Source organism: Agrobacterium larrymoorei, assembly GCF_005145045.1.
GTDB lineage: Bacteria > Pseudomonadota > Alphaproteobacteria > Rhizobiales > Rhizobiaceae > Agrobacterium > Agrobacterium larrymoorei.
This window is the reverse complement of record NZ_CP039693.1, coordinates 132,968-153,227: the sequence shown is the minus strand read 5'-3', so window position 1 is coordinate 153,227 and position 20,260 is coordinate 132,968. Positions and strand designations below refer to the sequence as shown.

Here is a 20,260-nt window from a genome sequence, read left to right as displayed (position 1 = left end):
GTGAGTGTTTTCCGTGCCTGCACGTCTCACGCAGGCACGGTTTGCTGTTGGATCAAAGCCTAGATGAAACGTAATCCATGCTCTCGCGAACCGACGCTTCGGGATCGGAAAGTTCATGGACGTCATCGGCAAACGGCTCGAAGCTGAAAGGGCCTTCGTATCCGGCCGCCATCAGCGCCTTGATCTGAGCGATGTTTTCCAATCGGTCATTTGGATCAACCAGTACCCGATGCGCATCGAGCATATCGTTGACATCGACATCCGGGTCCACGACACCCGAGATATGAACGAGACCAGTATGGTCGGGGAAAAACTCGGTTTCACCCGAAAGATGATGATGAAACGTATCGTGCATTAGCTTGTAGACGTCGCCGCCTTCGGCAGCATCAATGGCACGCAACGCCTCCTTCTTTGTTTGAAGCGAGGAAATCGGGAAACCGAGTGGCTCGACGAGGCCAATCAGACCGCGCCCCTGAAGGACCGGCTTCATGGCTTTCAGCGCTGCAACGAGGTCATCGAATGACACGTTGGTACCATCATTTAAGGGGCACATGACAAGTGCTTTGGCCCCGCTTGCCGCTGCGTAATCGGCGAGGGCTACGGCTTTGCCCGGCAGATCACCCGACCAGACATTAAAGGGGTACAAAGCATTGATGGAAACGATCTCGACCCCGGCTTTTTTCGCCGCTGATTTGACCTCTGCGGGGTCGATCCTGTTGACGATATCGGGAAGATCGTTTCGAATTTCCACCTCTGTCAGGCCAAGACGACGGGCGGTGGAAAAGAAATCCTCAAGGGGTAGTTTCGGAACCGTGATGTGGTTGATGGCAAAACGCATAATAGACCTCAGTTATAAAGAGCAGGGCGGGCAGGAAGGTCAATGGCAATCGCTGCACCTTCGGCCTCCTGGGCGCTGACGCAGGCATCCGAGGTGATTGCAGCGACGTAACCGTCCCAAGAGCTTGGGCCTGAGGCGGTACCCTTGGCTGCCGCATGGATGAAGTCCTGCAGTTCAATATCGTAGCTGGCAATGAAGCGATCCTTCCAGTCCGTGAGGATTTCGCTCTGTTGCTTGGCACCGAGACGCATCGGGATCGCCATTGGGTCGGGGAGGTTCGCAATACCGTCTTCGCCAACGACCTGGCACTGGATGTCGTAGCCATAGTGGCAGTTGACGAAGATCTCGACGTCGATGATCGTTCCCTTAGCGGTTTCCAGAATGACAATTTGGGGATCACGAAGCTTGGCATGGCTCCGGGCCGAAGCGCGCGGAAAGAGAACGCGGGCAGAAACATAGTCGTCGTCGAGCAGCCAGCGTAGGACATCGATCTCGTGAATCATGGTGTCGTGGATCGCCATAGGCGTCACATATTGCTCCGGCACGGCGGGGTTTCGGTGCGCGGCATGGACCATGATCGGCGCTCCGATTTGACTGTCGACCACCTTCTTCAGAGCGACGTAACCCGAATCATAGCGGCGCATGAAGCCGACCTGTACGAGGCGCTTCCCATGAGCGACCTCCGCATCGACGATGCGCTTGCCGCCCTCCGCTGTGGTCGCCAGCGGCTTCTCGCAAAAGCACGGTTTACCGGCGGCGATCGCAGCGAGCACATACTGTTCATGTGTCGCGCCCCAGGAGGTGACGAGGACGGCGTCGACATCCGGCGAAGCGATCAGTGCTTCGCCAGTGTCGAAAATGGCCGCATCCGGTGCGACGTCGGCCTTCACCGCTTCTGCGGAGGCTCTATTAACGTCACTCAACGCGACGATCGTCGCACCGCCAAGGACGTGATTGATGCGGCGCGCATGATCGCGTCCGATGGCGCCCGTGCCGATAACCCCAATTCTAAGTGTCATTTCAAGCCTCATTCCAGTATTTGGCGACATAGCGCCGGGTTTCAGCGAGCATAAAGCGCGCGCTCTCATCGACGCGGTCTTCCCAGGCGAAAACGCAGTTTGAGAGCACGCCGTCGAATTTCATGTCCGCTAGGGTCGCGAACAATGTGTCGAAGTCGATCTCACCCTGGCCAAAATCCGTGTGCTGATGGACACGAACCTTCGAGCCTGGCGGATTGACGATGTAGCGAAGCTCGGACGACTTGTTATGGTCGTAAGTGTCGGCCAGCCTCACATGCACCAAGTGACCTTCGGTGGCGCGCAGATTGGCGACCATATCTGGCCCGTAGAAGAACGTATGCGGCGCAATGAACGACGCTTTCACAGACGGCGAATTGATCGTCTTGATGATGTCGATGGCAGGGGCGATCTGTTCGATCCAGTCCTCAGGATGTGCCTCAAGCGAGAGGATCAAACCCTCCTTTTCGAGAAGTGGAACGAGGATGTCCATAGCGCGGAAGAACTGCGCTTCGCAGGTTTCAGGGCGATGCAAACCGGAACGGTCGTTCAGGCTGCGGTCGGGTGAGCCACCGCGTCCGAACTCCGAAACGAGCATCGGGCAATCCATCTCGACTGCGATTTCGATGACCCGCTTCCAGTTATCGATCGCGTTGTCCCATTCATCCTGATAGGGGCTGGCCCAACGGTACATAGGCTGGAGCGTTGCGAGACCGACGCCATGTTCTTTCAAAGCCTTTTTGAAGGAGGCAATGCGCGACGGGTAGACCTTTGGTCTCGTCCACCAGGACAGAAAGTCTGGACGCGGCGACAACTCAACGTAATCATATCCAAGATCTGCGACCTTCCGGCAGGTGTCTTCAAGCGACAAGTGCCGGAACATGTGTGGGTCAAGTGTATGTTTCATTAAAAACTCCCGTGTACAGACGACAGGTCTGAACTCTGCCGCATTACTTGTATGTCGACATGTTGTCGGGTGTGACGAGTTCGAATGGCACCCAGAGCGTCCTATCGACATTTTCTCCGGACGCCATTTTTGCGGCAGCCTGAACCGCTACCTCGCCCTGCTTCTTCGCATTCTGGTAGACGGTAATGTCGATATCGCCTGCTCTCATCGCCGCCAGGCCATCTGGCGTCGCATCGATACCGGCTATGACGACGTCCTTAATATCGACGCCTGCGGTCTTCAGTGCCTGAACCGCGCCAATGGCCATCTCGTCATTGTTGGCAATCACCGCGTCGAATTTCACGCCCGCCGTGAGCCAGGAAGAAACCAGATCTTGCGCCTGTGTTCTGTTCCAGTTGGCAGTCTGCTTTTCTGCGACCTCGATCTTGCAGTCGGGACCAGCAAAAACATCTTCTACATCCTTGGTGCGAACCAGAGCCGCATGATTTTCGAGTGGTCCCATCAGGATAACGGCCCGCCCTTTGCCACCCATGAGCTCGCAGGCGGCCCTTGCCTGCATAGTGCCGGAATCTGTCTCATTGGAGCCAACAAAGGCCGTACGTGCGGGAAGACCGGATTCGAGTTCAGCGGGAGGGTGGTTTACGTAGACGAGCGGAACCTTGGCTTCAGCCGCCGCCCGCGTAATCGCCGCAGTAGAGTCACCATCAACGGCGTTGACAATGATCGCATCGACGCCATTTGCTATGAAGTTCTGCACTTGGCTTAGCTGCTTTGCAGGGTCTAACTGCGCATCTTCCGCGATCAGATCGATGCTTCCGGCTTGCTCTGCTCCAAAGCGGATGCCGTTCAACAGGATCGTAAGAAAGGGATTGTCGAACGATGTCATGCTGACGGCGACGCGGGTCTCGGCCATCGCTGGCAGCCCAATCAGACAAAGCGCTGCTGTAATGAAAAACTTTTTCATTGAATTCACTCACACATCTGGTCTTTGATGCCCACGAGGCCGCACGGCAGGGTGGGTTGGTACAGTTACAAAATCAGGATTTCACCCGCTTGCGCTGCCTGTACATGTCAGCCACGACGGCTGCGACGATGATCAGGCCCTTGAGCATTTCCTGGTAGTAGGCATCGAGGCGCAGGAATGTGAAGCCGGAAATGATCACACCGAAGATGATCATCCCGATCAATGTTCCGACAACAGATCCTCGTCCACCGGACAGCGACACGCCCCCGATGACGGCCATTGCGATAGCGTCAAGTTCGTAGCTTATGCCCATGCCAGCCTGCGCAGTCAGACCGCGTGAAGCCACGACGATCCCCGCCAAACCCGATAACAGACCGGCGACAGCATAGACTTTTACGGTATGACGCTCGACATTAATCCCGGAGACGCGTGCGGCCTGCGAATTGGCACCGATCGCATATGTAAATTTACCGTATCTGGTGTAGCGCAGGACGACATGCATGATCGCCGCCACTGCCAGAAAAATTAGCACTGGCGCGAGACCTTTGCCGATCGCCGCAAAGCTATCGGTCGGAAAGCTGATGGGCTGACCTTTTGTGTACCACTTGGCAAAGCCACGCGCTGTCACCATCATGCCCAAAGTCGCAATAAACGCTGGAATTCTGGTGTAGGCGATCAGCAAGCCGTTGATCGCGCCGCAAATGAGACCGACGAGTAGACCGGCAGCAACTGGTACAATGACAGGGAGGTCAGTAAATCCTGGGTAAAGCGCTCTTTCATAAGTACCGACCTGCGCCAAGCTCATCGAGATCATCGCGGTTGCGCCGACGATTGAACCGGAACTCAGATCAATGCCGTCAGAAATAATGACTTGGGTCACGCCAATCGCGATGATCCCTATCACCGAGACCTGCAAAATCATGATCGACAGGCGCTGGGTGTTCCCCAGAAAGCTCTGCCCCTGCAGAAGCCAGCCGAGAAGTTCAAATGTCAATGAGATGCCGATGAGGACGAGAAGGATCGTTAATTCGGATGGCAAGCGACGCCGGGTTGGCGCGTCCAAGGCACTGGTCTGTGTCGTCGTATTCATGATGCAATATTCCTCCCACCGTGCACGATCAGCGTGCAGCCAGGTCCATTATCTTGACTTGAGTTGCTTCAGCGCGATCCAGGACGCCAGCGACGCGACCTTCATGCATGACAACGATGCGGTCACTCATTCCAAGCACTTCCGGAAGCTCTGACGAGATCATAAGGACGGCAACCCCCTCACCTGCTAGACTGGTGATCAGCCGATGTATTTCCGCTTTAGCGCCCACATCGATGCCACGTGTTGGCTCATCGAGAATGAGGATCCGCGGCTTGGTCAACAACCATCGTGCAATAAGCAATTTCTGCTGGTTACCACCGGACAGGTTCTCAACGGCCTCGTGAAGGTTTGGTGTCTTTACACGAAGCGTCGCTGCCATATTTTCAGCCAGCTTCGTGACCGTCGTCTGGTCGACAAATCCCGCTTTCACATGCGATCGCGTGATCAACGCGGACTGAATATTTTCGAGGCAGTTGAGGATCAGGAAACAGCCGGTTTCCTTGCGATCCTCGGTCAGGAATGCGAGGCCCTGCGACATTGCCGCGCGGGGACTGTCGATGCTGACGGGTTGGCCTTCAATGAGGATCTCACCGGATTTTGCCGGTGTGACACCGAAAATAGCTTCAGCGACGTTGGATCGCTTGGAACCTACCAAGCCCGCCAGACCCAGAATTTCGCCTCGTCTCAGCGTGAAGGAAATATCGTGGAAAACCCCAGGGATCGTCAGGTTTTTTACCTCAAGGATCACATCGCCAATCGAGCAATCGATCTTGGGGAACATGTCGGTGATGTCTCGGCCAACCATCATCCGAATGATGTCGTCGCGGTTAACATCCTTCGAAAAATGCGTGCCGACGTATTTTCCGTCGCGGAATACCGTGAACTCATCAGCAATCTCGAAAAGCTCATTCATCTTGTGCGTGATGTAAACGATCCCAATTCCACGCTCACGCAAGCTGCGAATGATGGAAAAGAGATGTTGCACCTCGCGATCGGTCAAGGCGGAGGTCGGCTCGTCCATAATCAGGACAGACGACTCGTAACTGACGGCGCGAGCAATCTCGACCATCTGCTTTTGAGCCACCGTCAACTCCGAAACCTGTGAACGCGGGTCCAGCGAAATGTTCAGACGAGCGAAAAGCTCCTCTGTCATTTTTATCATTTTGTAATGGTCAATGAGACCGAAACGGTTTTTGGGCTCCCGCCTTATCCAGATATTTTCCGCCACAGTCATCCAGTTCATCAACTGAAGTTCCTGGTGGATCATCGCGATTCCCTGCTCGAGCGCATCGAGAGGCGATTTCAACACTGTCGGGATGCCACGAATGCGGATTTCACCTGCGTCAGGCTGGTATATTCCAGCAATGATTTTCATGAGCGTCGATTTGCCCGCACCGTTTTCGCCCATGAGTGCATGGACCGTTCCAGGTCGAACACGCAGCTTGACGTTATCGAGTGCAACGACACCTGGAAATTCTTTGCGAATTCCTTCGATCGAAAGCAGACCGTAGGTTTCGGTGGCATCGAGCACCTGTTTGATAGCCGCCGCGGTTGTGGGACTGACCATGGCTTATCCTCCGTCACTCTGTCCCAGACGAGAGGGCGAAGCCCTCTCCTCTGTTATGCAGAGATATTTTAGTTCTTGGCTTGGTAGGTCTTGAGGTTTGCCGGTGTGACGAGTTCGAAAGGCACATATCCCTTCTTCTCGATCGTCTCGCCGCCTGCAAGCTTCAGAGCAGCGTCTACGGCGCCCTTACCCTGGCCAGCAGCGTTCTGAAATACGGTCACATCAAGATCGCCTGCAGCCACGGAGGCAAGAGCGTCCTGTGTCGCATCGATGCCTGCGACGACCACCGACTTCATATCCCTGCCAGCTGCTTTCAGTGACTGGATTGCGCCAATTGCCATCTCGTCGTTGTTGGCGATGACCGCATCGAACTGAACGCCAGCGGATAGCCAGTTAGTCATGAGATCGGCACCTTGGGTGCGCGACCAGTTAGCTGTCTGCTCTTCAACGATCTTGATGAAACTGCAATCCGGCGTCGCAATCACGTCCTTGATGTCCTGGGTTCTCATCCGCGCTGCCTGGTTAGACAGTTCACCCATCATCACGACGGCTCTGGCTTCTTTCTTGCCGGCTTCCTTGAGAATGCGGCACACTTCCTTGGTTTGAAGTGTTCCAGATTCCTTTTCGTCGGAGGCAACGAATGCCTGTTTCTCCGGAAGCTGATCGACGTTGGCCGGCTGACGATTCACGTAGACCAACGGAATACCGGCAGCAGCGGCAGCCTGCGAAATCGCAGCCGTTCCGTCCGTGTCGACAGGGTTGACGATGATTGCGTCTACACCGGAGGCTACAAAATTCTGGATCTGGCTGAGCTGCTTGCCGACATCGTTCTGCGCATCCTCGACCTGGAGAGTGACGCCATCCTTCGTCTTTGCGTAGTCAGTCATGCCATTCCGCAGCACGGTAAGAAAGTTATCGTCGAAAAGCGCCATGGAGACGCCGATCGTTTGGGCAGAAGCAGATGTCGCCAGCAGTGTTGCGAATGCCACGACCATGAGATGTTTTTTCAATTTAGGTTCCTCCTCAAAAAATGCCAATGGTCACCATAGCTCTTTAGAAAGGCAGCATTCTTCCGCCTCTCAACCGGCGGGCCGGCTGAAATTCGGGAACGAAAGCGATGCTTTTACTTTATTGAGTTCTGGGCGACGGCCTCCTGTCTCCACCGTCGCAAGGCACAATTGTCTGAGAGAGAGGATGTGGTCAACCGTTCCGTAACGGCTTTACCTTTCAGCCATGATAGAAATGGACCAATGATACCTGATATTATCTATCAAACCATCATAGACTTTCAGGAACCCACAAATGAGCGGGGAAAAATCTCTGTCCCGGGCTTTCCGCCATACCGTGTTCGATTGTGTGGATCATAGTGTGGATCAAATCGCTGCATAATTCGCGCAGCGGAGTTTGAAAAACACCGGAAATTCTGCGCTCTAGCAAGGCTTGCCTGGATTGCGGGGTTAACTCATTGACCAAGCATGCTATCTGATCGAACCGTGGACTTTGATTGAGTGCTTCGATAACACCTTCCATTCCGCCACCAATGCAATAAACTCCGACGAGATCAGGATGACGTGAAAGTGTATCCATCATCATCTCATAGGTAAGTTGCCGCGTCTCCAAGTTGATGAGTGCATCTAAAACTTGGAAATCGGGGGCAAACTCGCGCATGTACGCCCGAAACCCCATCTCCCTTAACGAATGCCCATGAAAGCGATGGCCTCCCAAGAACAATAAGACTTTGCCGGCGTCCGGCGAAAGTTTCGATATCATCCAAGCGGCACTGCGGCCGACTTTCATATTGTTCGTCCCTAAATAGGCTTCTCGAACTCCTTGAGCGAGATCCGTCAACAGAGAAAATGTTGGAACACCTTTAGACCTTAAGGCCGAAACAGCAGCAGTCACATCGTGATGGTCGGGCCCCGTCGCTGCAATGGCTGATACTTTTCCCGACAGGCCTAGCATCATCTCCGACAACTCCGTCGGCTCGCCTGTTTTCAAATATTGTATCGTGAGTTGAATGTGGCGATCCTTTACGGAGCCAGCCGCCACCTGGAGTTCAGTAGCAAACGACTGATAGAACTCCTGCCGTTCCTTTCTAAGGATAATGCCGAAGGAATATACAGGGAGATCAGCCAGCATCCTCTGGCGAATAATATTGGTTGCATGGAAGCTTAGCCGCTCCGCCGCAGCAAAGACTTTCCTCGACGTCTCCTCGCGAACGGGCAGTCGGCCATTCAGGACGCGGTCAACGGTCGCGACGCTAACACCCGCAGCTTTGGCAACATCCGTTATAGTCGGTCGTTTCATTCGTACCTCACGACAAAAATCATTTCATTTCGTGCAGGATCTTTGCCAGACGATGAGTGAAGACAATCATCTCTGATTGATTTTGTCGAACGATTTTGGTGAATTCTCAAGATGAACTCCCCTCCATTTCGACCGGACGATTAGGATAAGCAAAAAGGTGCAAGCACAGCCCTGAGAACAGGCTTATGTCTAACGAGTATCAACAGGTTAAATCTCTGACGGGAAATGTGCGCCGCAGACGGTGGACAACCGAGCAGAAGCTGACAATTATTGAGTAGAGTTTCGAACCAAGCGAAACGGTATCGTCCACCGCTCGCCGTCATGGCGTTGCGCCCAATTTGCTTTCTCGATGGCACAGGCTTTTGAGCGAGGGAGGTGCGGCAGCCGTGGATTCTGACGAGCCGGTGGTCGGCAATTCGGAAGTGGTGAAGTTGGAAGATCGCGTCCGCGAGTTGGAGCGCATGCTCGGCCGTAAGACGATGGAGGTCGAAATCTTTCGCAAAGCCCTTCCAAAGCGGACTCAAAAAAACGGATATCGCGGCCGATCTTGTTGCCGATGGACGGTTTCCGATGAAGACCGTCGCCGACACGTTGGGCATATCCCGCTCGAACCTCGTCGAGCGGTCGAAAGGTAGATCAAAGCCACGCGGATCCTACTACAAGGCTGAGGATGCAGAGCTTCTGCCCACCATTCGCAGGCTGGTGGATCAAAGGCCATTCTATGGCTATCGGCGGATCGCCGCGCTGCTCAATAGCGAAAGGCGAGCCGCCGATTAGCCTGCCGTCAACGCCAGACGGGTTCATCGCATCATGGGCAACCAGGCCATGCTGCTGGAGAAGCATACGGCCATTCGCAAGGGTCGCATCCATGACGGCAAGGTCATGGTTATGCGCTTCAACCTGCGCTGGTGCTCTGATGGTCTGGAGTTCACCTGCTGGAATGGAGAGGTCATTCGTCTCGCCTTCATCATCGACGCCTTCGACCGGGAGATCATCGCCGGACGGCGGTATCCAATGCAGGCATTTCCGGCTCAAACGTGCGCGACACGATGCTGGAGTTAGTCGAAAGCGGTTCGCACCACCCCAAGCCCCGCACGGGGACCAGGCTATTTTGGCAGGCGCTCGATCTGACACCACGCTTCACGCCGGTAACCAGCCCGCAGTCGAACGGAATACCGGACGCCGAAACGGTGCTCCGGATCATCGATCCGATGGATCGAGGACTACAACAAAATCCATCCACATTCAGCGCTAAAGATGGCTTCCCCTCGGCAGTTCATCAGGGCTAATCAATCTAAGAGACCTGTCCAGTGAAACGGGCAGCGTTCCGCAAGACGAACAAGATGCTAGTTAGACCGGGCGAAAGCTTTCAGAGCTAAAGCTTGTAAAGTCTCTCGGCGTTATCGTGAAACAGCGCTCTGCGCTCATTATGACCATAGCCCGCCGTCAGTAATTTAAACGCGTGGAATATAGAGTCATAGCTCGAAAACAGCTTATCGACGGGAAAATTGGAGGCAAACATGCATCGTTGCACGCCGAACGCCTCAATGGCCGTCTCAACGTAAGGTCTGATATCCTCAGTTGTCCATGTCCAGTTACCCATCCCCAAGCCTGAAATCTTGCACGCGACATTCGGCGCCTCGGCAAGTCGGTGCATACTGTCCCGCCATCCATCAAAATGCTCAGGGCCATCGACCTGCATGCCCGTGTGGTTTAGAATGATCTGGACGTCGGAGAAATCGCGGGCCAGATCAAGAAACTCCTCCATCTGCCAGTAATAGAGTTGCAGATCAAAACTAAGGCCGCGTCGGGCGAGCTCCATGAAACCGTTACGCCACTCCGGCGTTCGACTAACTTCAGCCTTGGTCTGGTATGTCTTCGCAGGATCCATGTGGAAATTCATCGACTGCCGAATACCCCGGAAATTCCGATATTGCATATGCTGATCCAGCAAATCTGCGACATCGCGCTTGCTGAGATCCGCGTAGCCGACAATTCCGTGCGGAAAGCCGTACTTGTCGGCTACACCCTGAAGCCACTGCGTTTCACCAACCGGATTTTTCGGATCAAAACCTACATCAAGATGCACACCTTTGACGAGGTTTTGATTCGCGGCGTCGGCAAGATAGTCCTCAATGAGGTACGACTTGTTGATGGCGGAATAATCGCCAAATGCAGACGGTTTAACTCCGTCGGTCAGCCAAGGATAATAGTTGTTCTCCAGATCCCACAGGTGAAAGTGCGGGTCGATGATGGGGAGATCGTTCATGCGCAGCGTCCGTGCTTCTACAGGGGAAGGTGACAGCGGCCGACTACAGCCGCTGCCTTTTTATTAATTACTTCGACGGAGGAAAGACGCGAGCGATAACCACTTTTGCCTCAGGCGTATCGACCTTATCCGCAGTTACGAGCGGCATAACCAAAGCAAGGTCTTTTTTAACTGGAGCTTTGGTGAGGGCGTTGAACACTTGCTGCGTTCCATCAATCCCCTGCCCGACCGCTTCCTGGAAGAAAATCCCCTGGATTGCGTTGGCTTTGAGAAGCGCGATCGTGGTCGGGCTGCCATCGGCTACCGCGATGCCGATCTTGCCCGTCAGGCCGCGCGTCTGGAGCACCTTTGCCGCTCCTGTTCCGGCCTCGTCATACATGCCATATATGGCCTTGATGTTTGGATGAGCGGTCAGCATGTCGTTGGCCTGAGTGACCGCCTCGTTTACGGTGAGGCCGCGCGTTTCCAGCATCTGGGCCAGCTTGCAGCCATCCGACTTGAATGCCTCCTCGGCTCCCTTGAAGTACTTCTGGGCGTTTTCACGATCCTGTGGCAGAGACAGCATCCCCACTTCGTCGCCGCCACGCTCCTTGGCTAGCTTGCATACAAAGCTGCCCTGGGCTTTGCCCGTTTCGTAATTGTTTGCTGTGACTGAAGACGTGTAATCGGTCTGGCCGGGCTGAGGGCCAATTCCCGCAAACGCGATCGGGATGTTTCGAGACTTGAGATAGGCGAGTAGAGGCGGTGTGCTTGTGGAACTCACCGGGCCGATTACCACGGCATCCACGCCCTTAGTGATCGCCGTCCGGGCATTGTCCATTTGCTTGGCCGGCGAATTCTCCGATGTGTACTCAACATAGTCCATCCCCAATTCGGTCGCCTTCTGCTTAACGCCGTAACCGACCCACTGCCAGTAGGAGATATCGAGCGAGGGCGCGATATATGCCACCGTCTTTCTGTCTTGTGCGATTGCCTGCCCGTTTGCCAGAACCGCGGCGAATGCGATGCCTACCGCGAAGGTTAGAGCTTTTCTGTAAATCATTTTCATTTGTTTTCCTCCTCCAAAGGACCGGATTGTTCCTGCCCAAACTTTCAATGTGAACTGCGGCGTGCCTTACCGAAGCGGTCGATGAGAACCGCAACCAGAATTGCCAGCCCGGTAACGGACCCCTGCCAGAAACTGTTGATGCCGATGAGATTGACGCCATTCTGGATCACCGTGATCATCAGTGCGCCGAGAACTGCGCCAACCGCTGTCCCTGTACCGCCGAGCAGGCTCGCACCGCCAATGACGACAGCGGCTATCGCCTGCAACATCAAGCTCGAGCCTGCGGTCGATTCGGCGTTGAGGATGTAGGACACCGTCAGCAGACCAGAGAGCGACGCGAGCAAGGAAGAGGCAACGTAGGCCAAGAATTTTGTTCGCTTCACCGGAATGCCGAGCAGGTAAGCTGCCGTCGAGCTACTTCCCACCGCATAAAACCACCGACCGGCCACCATCTTTTTAAGGAAGAACTCGATCGCGATCAGCAATATGAAGCAGAACAGGATGTAGTTTGGGACGCCGGGTATTAGGCTGCCGCTGTTCAACAACCAAAAATCAGGATCACCGATCGGCATTGAACGGCCGTTTGTGACGATAAAGGCGAGCGAGCCAGCCACCGCGAAGGTGATCAACGTGACCACGAACGGCGCCAGACCAACGATCGTCACCAGAAAGCCGTTGGCGGAACCAAAAATTAAGCCGACCGAAAGCCCTATGCAGCCTGCACTCACGCCGCCAAAACCTAGGGCCATAGCTTGTGCAGTCACCATTCCCGTCAGTGAGAATACCGAGCCAACAGAGAGGTCTATACCGCCGGTGATGACGACAAGCAGGACGCCTAGCGACATGATTATGAGCGGAGCGCCCGCCTGGGTTATGTTGGCAAGATTGCCCCAGCTTAGGGCCTGCGGTACCTGCGAGCCGACCGCCAGCGATACGACGACAATGGCAAGAGCGATGGCGATTTCAGTGCGATAGGCTCCTAGCAGGCTTTCGCGCTGCCGAATAGAGAGATGAGGTGTAGGCTGTGCGGAAGATTGTCCACGCGCGTAGGTCATGCTGCCATTCCCGTCATGTTTGCGAGTGTGTCCTCGCTCAGGTCTTCTTTTTCTATAATTCCCGCGCAGCGACCGTCCGTTTCGAAAGCGACGACACGATCACAGACTTCCAGCAGTTCTGCGTTTTCGGTGGACCACCAGATGATGATCGTTCCACTCGCAGTCATCTGCCGGATCAACTGATAGATTTCCCTTTTTGTGCCTATATCGACACCGCGGGTAGGCTCCTCCAGCACCAGCAGTAGGGATGGAAGTCCAAGCCAGCGAGCAAGAAGAAGCTTCTGCTGTGTGCCGCCGCTCAACGTATCGGGCAAATCCCAGATCGAGGCTGCCTTAATTTTCAACGAGCGTACGAGATCCAGACATTCCATCCTTTCGCGTGCACTCGTGAACCAGCCACCGCGAACGATACGCCGAGAGGCCAATACATTGTCGATGATCGGCAGGTTCGCTAGAATCCCCTTGTGCGCACGGTCGCCGGTGATAAAGCCAGCGCCGTTGCGAGCGGCCTGGCGGGGTGTATTGAAAACATGCGGCCACCCAGTTCGTGCAATCATCCATCGCCGTTCTTTGGCTGCACCAATCAAACTCGCGATGAGTGCCTGCGGTCCAGCAGGAGCGCCCGCAATGCCGAGAACCGTTCCTGGCATTAGCCGCATTTCGAGGTCCGCATCGCGTATGACAAGGATGTCCTCGGCAGCGCTTGCATCCATTGATTTCGCGAGACGAGGCAACTCGGCTTCCGCTTGCCTGGATACGGTCTGGCCCATCTTCTCCACGATTGCCGTATCCGAAAGGCCCGTCGTTGGGACACGATCAACGACAGTTTTCCCGTCTCTTATGATGGTACAGACATTGGCGATCTGCCTGATTTCCTTCATACGGTGCGAAACGAAGACAATTGCTAGGCCATTTTCGGTGGTCAATCTCCGCAACACAGCGAACAGACGTTCAGTTTCGGTAGCCGTCAGGTTACCGGTGGGCTCATCAAGCAGAAGCAACTCCGCCCCCGACGACAAGGCTCTTGCAATCTCGACCATTTGCCCCTGATGCAGGCTAAGGTCGCCGACGAGGGTGTGTAGGTGCGTGTCGGCGAATTCCCGGTCAATCAGAGACAGCGCATCGTGCGCCTGCGACCATGAACGCTTCCTGTCAAAGAGACCAAAACCTTTCGGAAAGCGCGGCAGGATGATGTTTTCCGCAACGGTCAAATGCGGCAGGAGAGCAAGTTCCTGATGAACCACGGCAACCTTCGAGCGACCTTCGGTTTCCGAAAGCAGATGACCGGCCACGTCATGGAATGCGATCTCACCTGCATCCTTTGCGGCCAATCCGGTGATAATCCGGATCATCGTTGATTTGCCAGCACCATTGCCACCCAACAGGGCATGGACATCGCCACGTTTGACTGAGAAATCGACACCCTTGAGAACGGATGTCGCACCATATGACTTAGTCAGCCCTTTCACAGAAAGAACGGATTGCGATTGGTTAGTCATGACGTTTTCCTCAATAGATCGTCAAAGCTGGTATGAAGCTGACCGCCATCAAAAGAAGCATGGCCATGCCGAAGAAGGGCCAGAGTTCGCGGGTCGTTGCCCCAAGCGGCGCCTTTGCGATGGACGACGAAATGAACAACGTCGTTCCAATCGGCGGCGTGTAAAGACCGATGCCGAGGTTGATCACCATCATAAGTCCGAGTTGGACCCGGTCGAGACCTATGGCATCCGCCAGCGGCACGAAAATCGGACCAAGAAGCAGGATGGCTGGTGGCATATCGAGCGGCATGCCGACAATCAGCATTAGGATGTTCATCATCAGGATTATAACGATAGGGCTGGAAATGTTGGCAGCAACCCATTCCGCCATTTGCTGTGGAGCCTGATCGAAAGTCAGCACCCAACCGACAGCCGCGCTGCCCATAATGACCAGCATGACGACGCCGGTTGCGACGCCAGCCTCAACGAGGTTTTCGCAAAAGCGCGGCCAGGTCAGATCACGGTAGAAAAGCAAGCTTAGAAGTAGCGAGTAAACGACGGATAAGACAGCAACTTCGGTGGGTGTTGCAAAGCCGAAGCGCAGCAAGAGGATGATCAGAATTGGAAGGATGATCGCAGGCGTACTCTGAATGGCAAGGCGTGCAAGCTCCCGCTTATTCATCTTGACTGCGTGCGCAGCATAGCCTCGGCGCACGGAAATGAACCAGCACACCAAGACAAAGCTTGCGGCCATGATCAGGCCGGGGAGAATGCCCGAGATGAACAGGTTTGCGACGCTGACACCGCTGATCAGGGAAAAGAGGATCATCGGAATGGATGGCGGGATCAGCACATCGATGACGGCCGAGGTCGCGTTATTCGCGGCGCAGAGTGCAGGGGGAAAGCCTTGCTTCTTCTGCCAGGGGATGAGCACCGAGCCGAGTGCACTGGCGTTGGCAACGGCCGAGCCAGATACACCGCCGAACACGACCGATGACACGACCGTTGTCGACAACGGCCCGCCTCGCCAGCGTTGCATGGCCTTTGAAGCGAGTTCGAGCAGTTGCTTGCCCAGTTCGCCACCAAGCATCAGCGTTCCAGCCAGCATGAAGAATGGCAAGGCGAGCATGGGGAAGGACTGCGTCTGGTCATAGACTTGCTGAGCAACGACCGATAGCGGTACATATCCGTTGAAAAGGATGCCAAAACCCGCCGCGATGATCAGTCCGTATCCGACCGGGACAGCAAGGACCATAAGGATGCAGAATGAGACGATCATGATCAGTGTCATAGGGGCATCTCCTCAGCCTTGACTTCAACCCGTCGATCCCAGCCGAATCTAAGGACACGGAGCGTAGCCGCTACGGTTACGATGGATACAAGCATCGCCCCGATGGCCAGTGCGTAGTAGCCGATGCTGTTAGGCAATTGCAGAACGGGACTGTGCTCGACGCCAGCAATTTCGGCGACAATGAATGAATGATAGGCGAGCACCAGGAACGAAATAATACTAATGGCGTTGGCGAATACGAACGCCGCAAGTCGGGCGTTGCCATTCAGCTTGTCATAAAGCCACTCCACGGCCATGTGGCCGCCCGCATGCGCGGCCAAAACAATTCCCCCGATGATAAACCATGGAAAGATCAGCATGGGCAGTTCCTGCGCGAAGGAAAAGCCACCGCTTTCAAGGGTGTAACGGGCGATGACGTTAGCCGTCATCATGACCGTTAGCGCGATGCCGGTGGCAATGATGACGAAGCGGGAGAAGAGTATGATGGCGCGCGATATCCGATCCACGCCTTGCAACAAGGTTTGCATGAATGGCTCCGTTCAGTACCAGGGCCTTACGCCCTGGCCTCTGCTTCGATCTTGCTAACGAAATCGCCAAACGGCTTTTTCTTCCAGTTCTCGGCCACGCCAGTCGTCGCCTTGACGAACGCCTCGCGCTCAACTTCCACGACTTCCACGACCGAATTGCCCTTGAAGTTGGCCAGAACCTTGGCTTCCTTTTCGGCCGACAGCTTGCGCTGCAGGTCGCCAGCTTCCTTGGCAGCCGCCTTGATCACCTCAAGGTCAGCGCCGAGACGAGCCTGAGCGATCTTCGACATCAGAAACGGTGTCGATTCCCATTTATGCGCAGTGAGGCTGACATACTTATTGACCTCGAACAGCTTGGAGCTTTCAATATTGGCCAGAGGGTTTTCCTGCCCGTCGACGACGCCCTGCTGGAGCGCAATGTAGAGTTCACCGAAGGCGATCTGTTCGGTTGCCGCACCCATCGCCTGGAAGATGTCGATCGTCATCGGGTCGGCGGGAGTGCGTATTTTCAGCCCTTTAAGTTCTTCAGGCGCAGTAATTTTCCGTTTCGAATTTGTGAGATGACGGATGCCATTGTCCCACCAATCAAGCGGAACGACACCGACTGCCTCAAAACGCTTGTTCAAATCCTCGCCGACAGGGCCGCTCAAGACTTGTATTGCCTTCTTGGTGTCTGGAAACAGGAAGGGCAAGCCAAGCGCAGCCAGTTCCGGAACGAGAGCGGACGTCGCACCCTGACTGTTGGCCGTGAAATCGAGAGCCCCGGTGCGCAAACTGGTCAGCATTGCGGAATCGTTACCAAGCGTTTCTGCACCTGCAACATTGATCTTCACCCGGCCAGCGGTTTTTTCCACTACAAGTTCAGCGAATTTTGCAGCAGCAAGCGTTCGCGGGTTGCCGGGGGCTGCGCCATGCCCAAGGGTCAATGTGGTCGCCGCCTGCGCAGGGCGAATGCCAAAAACCACCGCGGGAGCCGCTAAGGCACCGGTCGCGACAGTCAGAAATGCGCGTCTGTTGATAAACAAGCTCATATTCTCCTCCATTATGTGCTCGCTGGAGATGATCGACCCGCACTCCCACACAGGCCGTCACATAAGTCTATTCATCCAGCCATGACTTGATTGCCGCCGTAACTTTCAGTGTCGAAAGGCCATACCGGTCATGCAAGGTTGGAAGCGCTCCCGCCTCCAGAAATTCGTCAGGAAGGCCAATCTGCCGGAATGCGGCTGGCCTAACATCGGAACGCATCAGAGTTGCAGCTACGGCTTCTCCCAGTCCGCCGATAACGGTATGATTTTCCGCCACAACCACGAGCCTGTTCTGCTTGCGGCATTCGGCAAGGATCGTCGCCTCGTCAATCGGCTTGATGGTCGGCACATGCAAGACAGCGACATCAACGCCATCCTTTTGCAGCTCTTTCGCTGCTTCCAGCGCCCGCATTGTCATCAAGCCAGACGAAATGATCAACACATCCTTGCCATCACGGATGATCTTGGCTTTGCCGAGCTCGAACTTGTAACCGTATTCGTCCAGCACCAGCGGCACGTTGCCACGTAAGAGGCGCATGTAGACAGGCCCCTTGCGGGCAGCGATGGCAGGCACAGCTTGCTCTATTTCACCGGCATCGCAAGGATCTATAATTGTCAGGTTCGGCATGCCGCGAAACATCGCGATATCTTCGGTTGCCTGATGACTGGGGCCATAACCCGTCGTCAGACCAGGAAGCGCGCAAACGATTTTGACATCCAACATCTCTTCGGCGATCGCCAGACAAATGAAGTCGTAGGCGCGACGTGATGCAAAGACAGCATATGTGGTGACCCAAGGTTGAAAACCCTCACGCGCCATCCCGGAAGCCGCCATCATTAGCAACTGCTCGGCCATACCCATCTGGTAGAACTTGTCAGGGTGGGCAGCGCGAAACACATGCAGGTCGGTATATTTCGCAAGATCGGCGGACATCCCCACGATACGGTCGTCTTTTTCCGCGAGCGCCGCAAGCGCGTTTCCAAACGGCGCTGGCTTTGTCGGTTGCTCCGGACCCGCAATGGACGCGATCATGGCAGAGGTCGTCAAGCGCGGACGGTCAGTTCCCGTCGTCAGAAAATCGGGCCGTATGTATTTTGAACGCCTCACTCCTCTGCCCCCCCATCTATGATTTTGATTGCTTCCTTCCACTCATCCGCCTCGACTCGAAGAAAGTGATTCCGCTCCCGCGCCTCGAGAAAGGGCACGCCCTTCGCCATTTTCGTATCACAGATGATAATGCGTGGCTCGTCCCCCTGGTGACGACGGGCAGCATCGAAAGCAGCGACCAAAGCACTCAGATCATTGCCGTCAACCCGTTGCACAAACCAATTGAACGCTTCGAATTTGGCCCCAAGCGGCTCGAAATTGAGAACGCCCAGCGATGGTCCGTCCGCCTGCATCTGGTTAACGTCGACGATACCGATGAGATTGTTGAGCTTATAGGAGCCAGCCGACAGAGCCGCCTCCCAGGTGGAGCCCTCGTCAAGTTCGCCGTCAGAAAACAGGTTATAGACGAAGGCATCCGATTTCTTGCGCTTCAGTGCGAGCGCCACCCCAACGGCGATTCCAAGTCCATGACCGAGGGAACCGCCGGTTATTTCCATGCCAGGCGTATAGCTCGCCATTCCCGACATAGGCAGACGACTTTCGTCGGTGCCATAGGTCTCAAGCTCGTCTTCAGGAATGATCTTCGCCTCAATCAACGCCGCATAAAGCGCGATCGCGTAATGTCCGATCGACAGAAGAAAACGGTCGCGCCCTTCCCATTCTGGATCGTCCGGGCGGTAGTTGGTGGCATGAAAATATGAAACGGTAAGCACGTCGGCGATGCCGAGTGCTTGGGCTATGTAGCCCTGACCCTGTACTTCGCCCATCCGCAGCGCGTGGCGTCGGATACGCCTGGCGCGCTCGGGAAGGCTGATGTTATGACCCATCTTTACCATCAGGCGGCAACTCCTCAGTCTGTGGGTTTCAGATGGCAGGCGATCAGTGGATCAGCATGCCGCCATTAACGTCGATAACCGCGCCAGTGACATAGGCGGAGAGATCGGACGCGAGGAAAAGGTAGATATTGGCGACATCGCGGGCATCGCCCAGCCGGTCGAGTGGAATGCCCTTGATGATGTCGGCACGCATTTCCGGTGTCAGTTTCCCACCAGTGATATCCGTTTGGATCAGGCCGGGCGTGACCGAATTGACGCGAATGCCGGCGGGACCAAATTCGCGCGCCATCGCCTTGGCAAGCCCGAGCACACCGGCCTTCGCCGCCGAATAATGCGGGCCGCCGAAAATCCCGCCACCGCGCTGCGCCGACACAGACGAGATGCAGGCGATTGATCCGCCGCCGTTGTCGCGCATGTTCGGAATGAAGGCCTGGCTGAGGAACAGGATCCCCGTCATGTTGACGGAAATGATGCGATTCCAGTCTGCCTCGGAAATGTCGAGCGTTTTGATCGGCTGCGTGATGCCGGCATTATTGATCAGCGAGTCGATCCTGCCGAAGGCTTTGGCGACCACGTCGGCGGCCGAGATACATGAATCCCTATCGGCCACGTCGCATCGGATGCCGACATGGTCGCCATGCGGAACCTTGGGCAGTTCCGCCGCCGCTTCTTCCGCAGCATGACCATCAATATCCAGAATGGCGACACGAGCGCCATGTTCAACGAACAGCTCCGCCGTCGCACGGCCGATACCACGCTTGCTAGCAGCGCCCGAAATGACCGCGGTCTTTCCCTGCAATAACATGTCTAATCTCCTCCCGATGCCTCCCCGACACCGGTCTCCTCTCATACGGCAACTGGCGCCGCGTTAGAGAAATCTGGCAAAAAGGTATCGTTTTCACAAACGGGATATTTACACCGGTAAGTGAAT

At 55.3% G+C, this 20,260-nt stretch carries 18 protein-coding genes and 1 pseudogene; 1 reads left to right on the top strand and 18 read right to left on the bottom strand.

The window, feature by feature from the left end; translation table 11 throughout:
* Positions 1 to 52 precede the first annotated feature (52 nt).
* The 8 genes from CFBP5473_RS21830 to CFBP5473_RS21795 all read right to left on the bottom strand — a co-directional run bounded on the left by CFBP5473_RS21830 (position 53) and on the right by CFBP5473_RS21795 (position 8,689).
* Positions 53 to 838, bottom strand: coding sequence for a TIM barrel protein (locus tag CFBP5473_RS21830; protein WP_027676773.1), 786 nt, complete (start codon positions 836 to 838; stop codon positions 53 to 55).
* An 8-nt stretch (positions 839 to 846) separates the two neighbouring features.
* Complete coding sequence (locus CFBP5473_RS21825; protein ID WP_027676772.1) at positions 847 to 1,857, bottom strand: Gfo/Idh/MocA family protein; 1,011 nt, start codon at positions 1,855 to 1,857, stop codon at positions 847 to 849.
* Between the two features lies 1 nt (position 1,858).
* A complete protein-coding gene (locus tag CFBP5473_RS21820) occupies positions 1,859 to 2,761 on the bottom strand; it encodes a sugar phosphate isomerase/epimerase family protein (RefSeq protein ID WP_027676771.1) in 903 nt (300 codons plus the stop codon).
* A gap of 43 nt (positions 2,762 to 2,804) precedes the next feature.
* Complete coding sequence (locus tag CFBP5473_RS21815; protein ID WP_027676770.1) at positions 2,805 to 3,725, bottom strand: substrate-binding domain-containing protein; 921 nt, start codon at positions 3,723 to 3,725, stop codon at positions 2,805 to 2,807.
* A 73-nt stretch (positions 3,726 to 3,798) separates the two neighbouring features.
* On the bottom strand, positions 3,799 to 4,815 hold the full coding sequence (locus tag CFBP5473_RS21810; protein ID WP_027676769.1) for an ABC transporter permease: 1,017 nt from the start codon (positions 4,813 to 4,815) through the stop codon (positions 3,799 to 3,801).
* A 28-nt stretch (positions 4,816 to 4,843) separates the two neighbouring features.
* On the bottom strand, positions 4,844 to 6,382 hold the full coding sequence (locus CFBP5473_RS21805) for a sugar ABC transporter ATP-binding protein (RefSeq protein ID WP_027676768.1): 1,539 nt from the start codon (positions 6,380 to 6,382) through the stop codon (positions 4,844 to 4,846).
* Positions 6,383 to 6,450: 68 nt separating this feature from the next.
* On the bottom strand, positions 6,451 to 7,377 hold the full coding sequence (locus tag CFBP5473_RS21800; RefSeq protein ID WP_413228994.1) for a sugar ABC transporter substrate-binding protein: 927 nt from the start codon (positions 7,375 to 7,377) through the stop codon (positions 6,451 to 6,453).
* Between the two features lie 283 nt (positions 7,378 to 7,660).
* A complete protein-coding gene (locus CFBP5473_RS21795) occupies positions 7,661 to 8,689 on the bottom strand; it encodes a LacI family DNA-binding transcriptional regulator (protein WP_027676766.1) in 1,029 nt (342 codons plus the stop codon).
* Between the two features lie 185 nt (positions 8,690 to 8,874).
* Here CFBP5473_RS21795 and CFBP5473_RS21790 point away from each other — a divergent pair.
* A pseudogene (locus CFBP5473_RS21790) lies at positions 8,875 to 10,003 on the top strand (IS3 family transposase).
* Between the two features lie 61 nt (positions 10,004 to 10,064).
* Here CFBP5473_RS21790 and CFBP5473_RS21785 read toward each other — a convergent pair.
* The 10 genes from CFBP5473_RS21785 to CFBP5473_RS21740 form a co-directional block, all read right to left on the bottom strand.
* On the bottom strand, positions 10,065 to 10,958 hold the full coding sequence (locus CFBP5473_RS21785; protein WP_027676765.1) for an amidohydrolase family protein: 894 nt from the start codon (positions 10,956 to 10,958) through the stop codon (positions 10,065 to 10,067).
* A 67-nt stretch (positions 10,959 to 11,025) separates the two neighbouring features.
* The gene (locus CFBP5473_RS21780) at positions 11,026 to 12,006 is read right to left on the bottom strand and encodes a substrate-binding domain-containing protein (protein ID WP_027676764.1); all 981 of its coding nucleotides are present in this window, start codon (positions 12,004 to 12,006) and stop codon (positions 11,026 to 11,028) included.
* Between the two features lie 44 nt (positions 12,007 to 12,050).
* Positions 12,051 to 13,061, bottom strand: coding sequence for an ABC transporter permease (locus tag CFBP5473_RS21775; RefSeq protein ID WP_027676763.1), 1,011 nt, complete (start codon positions 13,059 to 13,061; stop codon positions 12,051 to 12,053).
* Positions 13,058 to 14,560 (bottom strand): sugar ABC transporter ATP-binding protein, encoded by a 1,503-nt coding sequence (locus CFBP5473_RS21770; RefSeq protein ID WP_027676762.1) that lies wholly within the window; start codon positions 14,558 to 14,560, stop codon positions 13,058 to 13,060. Before CFBP5473_RS21770 ends, CFBP5473_RS21775 begins: the two co-directional genes overlap by 4 nt.
* A 10-nt stretch (positions 14,561 to 14,570) precedes the next feature.
* Entirely contained in the window at positions 14,571 to 15,830 is a 1,260-nt protein-coding gene (locus CFBP5473_RS21765; RefSeq protein ID WP_027676761.1) for a TRAP transporter large permease subunit, read from the bottom strand.
* A complete protein-coding gene (locus CFBP5473_RS21760) occupies positions 15,827 to 16,357 on the bottom strand; it encodes a TRAP transporter small permease (RefSeq protein WP_027676760.1) in 531 nt (176 codons plus the stop codon). The genes CFBP5473_RS21765 and CFBP5473_RS21760 overlap by 4 nt, the downstream gene beginning before the upstream one ends.
* Positions 16,358 to 16,383: 26 nt before the next feature.
* A complete protein-coding gene (locus CFBP5473_RS21755; RefSeq protein WP_027676759.1) occupies positions 16,384 to 17,388 on the bottom strand; it encodes a TRAP transporter substrate-binding protein in 1,005 nt (334 codons plus the stop codon).
* 67 nt (positions 17,389 to 17,455) lie between these two features.
* Positions 17,456 to 18,493, bottom strand: coding sequence for a transketolase family protein (locus CFBP5473_RS21750; protein WP_037171613.1), 1,038 nt, complete (start codon positions 18,491 to 18,493; stop codon positions 17,456 to 17,458).
* Positions 18,490 to 19,329, bottom strand: a complete 840-nt coding sequence (locus CFBP5473_RS21745) for a transketolase (protein ID WP_027676757.1) — start codon at positions 19,327 to 19,329, stop codon at positions 18,490 to 18,492. Before CFBP5473_RS21745 ends, CFBP5473_RS21750 begins: the two co-directional genes overlap by 4 nt.
* A 43-nt stretch (positions 19,330 to 19,372) precedes the next feature.
* Positions 19,373 to 20,134, bottom strand: coding sequence for an SDR family NAD(P)-dependent oxidoreductase (locus CFBP5473_RS21740; RefSeq protein WP_027676756.1), 762 nt, complete (start codon positions 20,132 to 20,134; stop codon positions 19,373 to 19,375).
* Between the last annotated feature and the right edge of the window lie 126 nt (positions 20,135 to 20,260).

Excerpts from the sequence above, each read along its gene's own strand:
- CFBP5473_RS21780 (WP_027676764.1), bottom strand. The coding sequence starts at position 12,006 with ATGAAAATGATTTACAGAAAAGCTCTAACCTTCGCGGTAGGCATCGCA.
- CFBP5473_RS21775 (WP_027676763.1), bottom strand. The coding sequence starts at position 13,061 with ATGACCTACGCGCGTGGACAATCTTCCGCACAGCCTACACCTCATCTC.
- CFBP5473_RS21825 (WP_027676772.1), bottom strand. The coding sequence starts at position 1,857 with ATGACACTTAGAATTGGGGTTATCGGCACGGGCGCCATCGGACGCGAT.
- CFBP5473_RS21770 (WP_027676762.1), bottom strand. The coding sequence starts at position 14,560 with ATGACTAACCAATCGCAATCCGTTCTTTCTGTGAAAGGGCTGACTAAG.
- CFBP5473_RS21795 (WP_027676766.1), bottom strand. The coding sequence starts at position 8,689 with ATGAAACGACCGACTATAACGGATGTTGCCAAAGCTGCGGGTGTTAGC.
- CFBP5473_RS21755 (WP_027676759.1), bottom strand. The coding sequence starts at position 17,388 with ATGAGCTTGTTTATCAACAGACGCGCATTTCTGACTGTCGCGACCGGT.
- CFBP5473_RS21785 (WP_027676765.1), bottom strand. The coding sequence starts at position 10,958 with ATGAACGATCTCCCCATCATCGACCCGCACTTTCACCTGTGGGATCTG.
- CFBP5473_RS21760 (WP_027676760.1), bottom strand. The coding sequence starts at position 16,357 with ATGCAAACCTTGTTGCAAGGCGTGGATCGGATATCGCGCGCCATCATA.
- CFBP5473_RS21830 (WP_027676773.1), bottom strand. The coding sequence starts at position 838 with ATGCGTTTTGCCATCAACCACATCACGGTTCCGAAACTACCCCTTGAG.
- CFBP5473_RS21810 (WP_027676769.1), bottom strand. The coding sequence starts at position 4,815 with ATGAATACGACGACACAGACCAGTGCCTTGGACGCGCCAACCCGGCGT.
- CFBP5473_RS21765 (WP_027676761.1), bottom strand. The coding sequence starts at position 15,830 with ATGACACTGATCATGATCGTCTCATTCTGCATCCTTATGGTCCTTGCT.
- CFBP5473_RS21820 (WP_027676771.1), bottom strand. The coding sequence starts at position 2,761 with ATGAAACATACACTTGACCCACACATGTTCCGGCACTTGTCGCTTGAA.
- CFBP5473_RS21800 (WP_413228994.1), bottom strand. The coding sequence starts at position 7,377 with ATGGTCGTGGCATTCGCAACACTGCTGGCGACATCTGCTTCTGCCCAA.
- CFBP5473_RS21740 (WP_027676756.1), bottom strand. The coding sequence starts at position 20,134 with ATGTTATTGCAGGGAAAGACCGCGGTCATTTCGGGCGCTGCTAGCAAG.
- CFBP5473_RS21745 (WP_027676757.1), bottom strand. The coding sequence starts at position 19,329 with ATGGTAAAGATGGGTCATAACATCAGCCTTCCCGAGCGCGCCAGGCGT.
- CFBP5473_RS21805 (WP_027676768.1), bottom strand. The coding sequence starts at position 6,382 with ATGGTCAGTCCCACAACCGCGGCGGCTATCAAACAGGTGCTCGATGCC.
- CFBP5473_RS21815 (WP_027676770.1), bottom strand. The coding sequence starts at position 3,725 with ATGAAAAAGTTTTTCATTACAGCAGCGCTTTGTCTGATTGGGCTGCCA.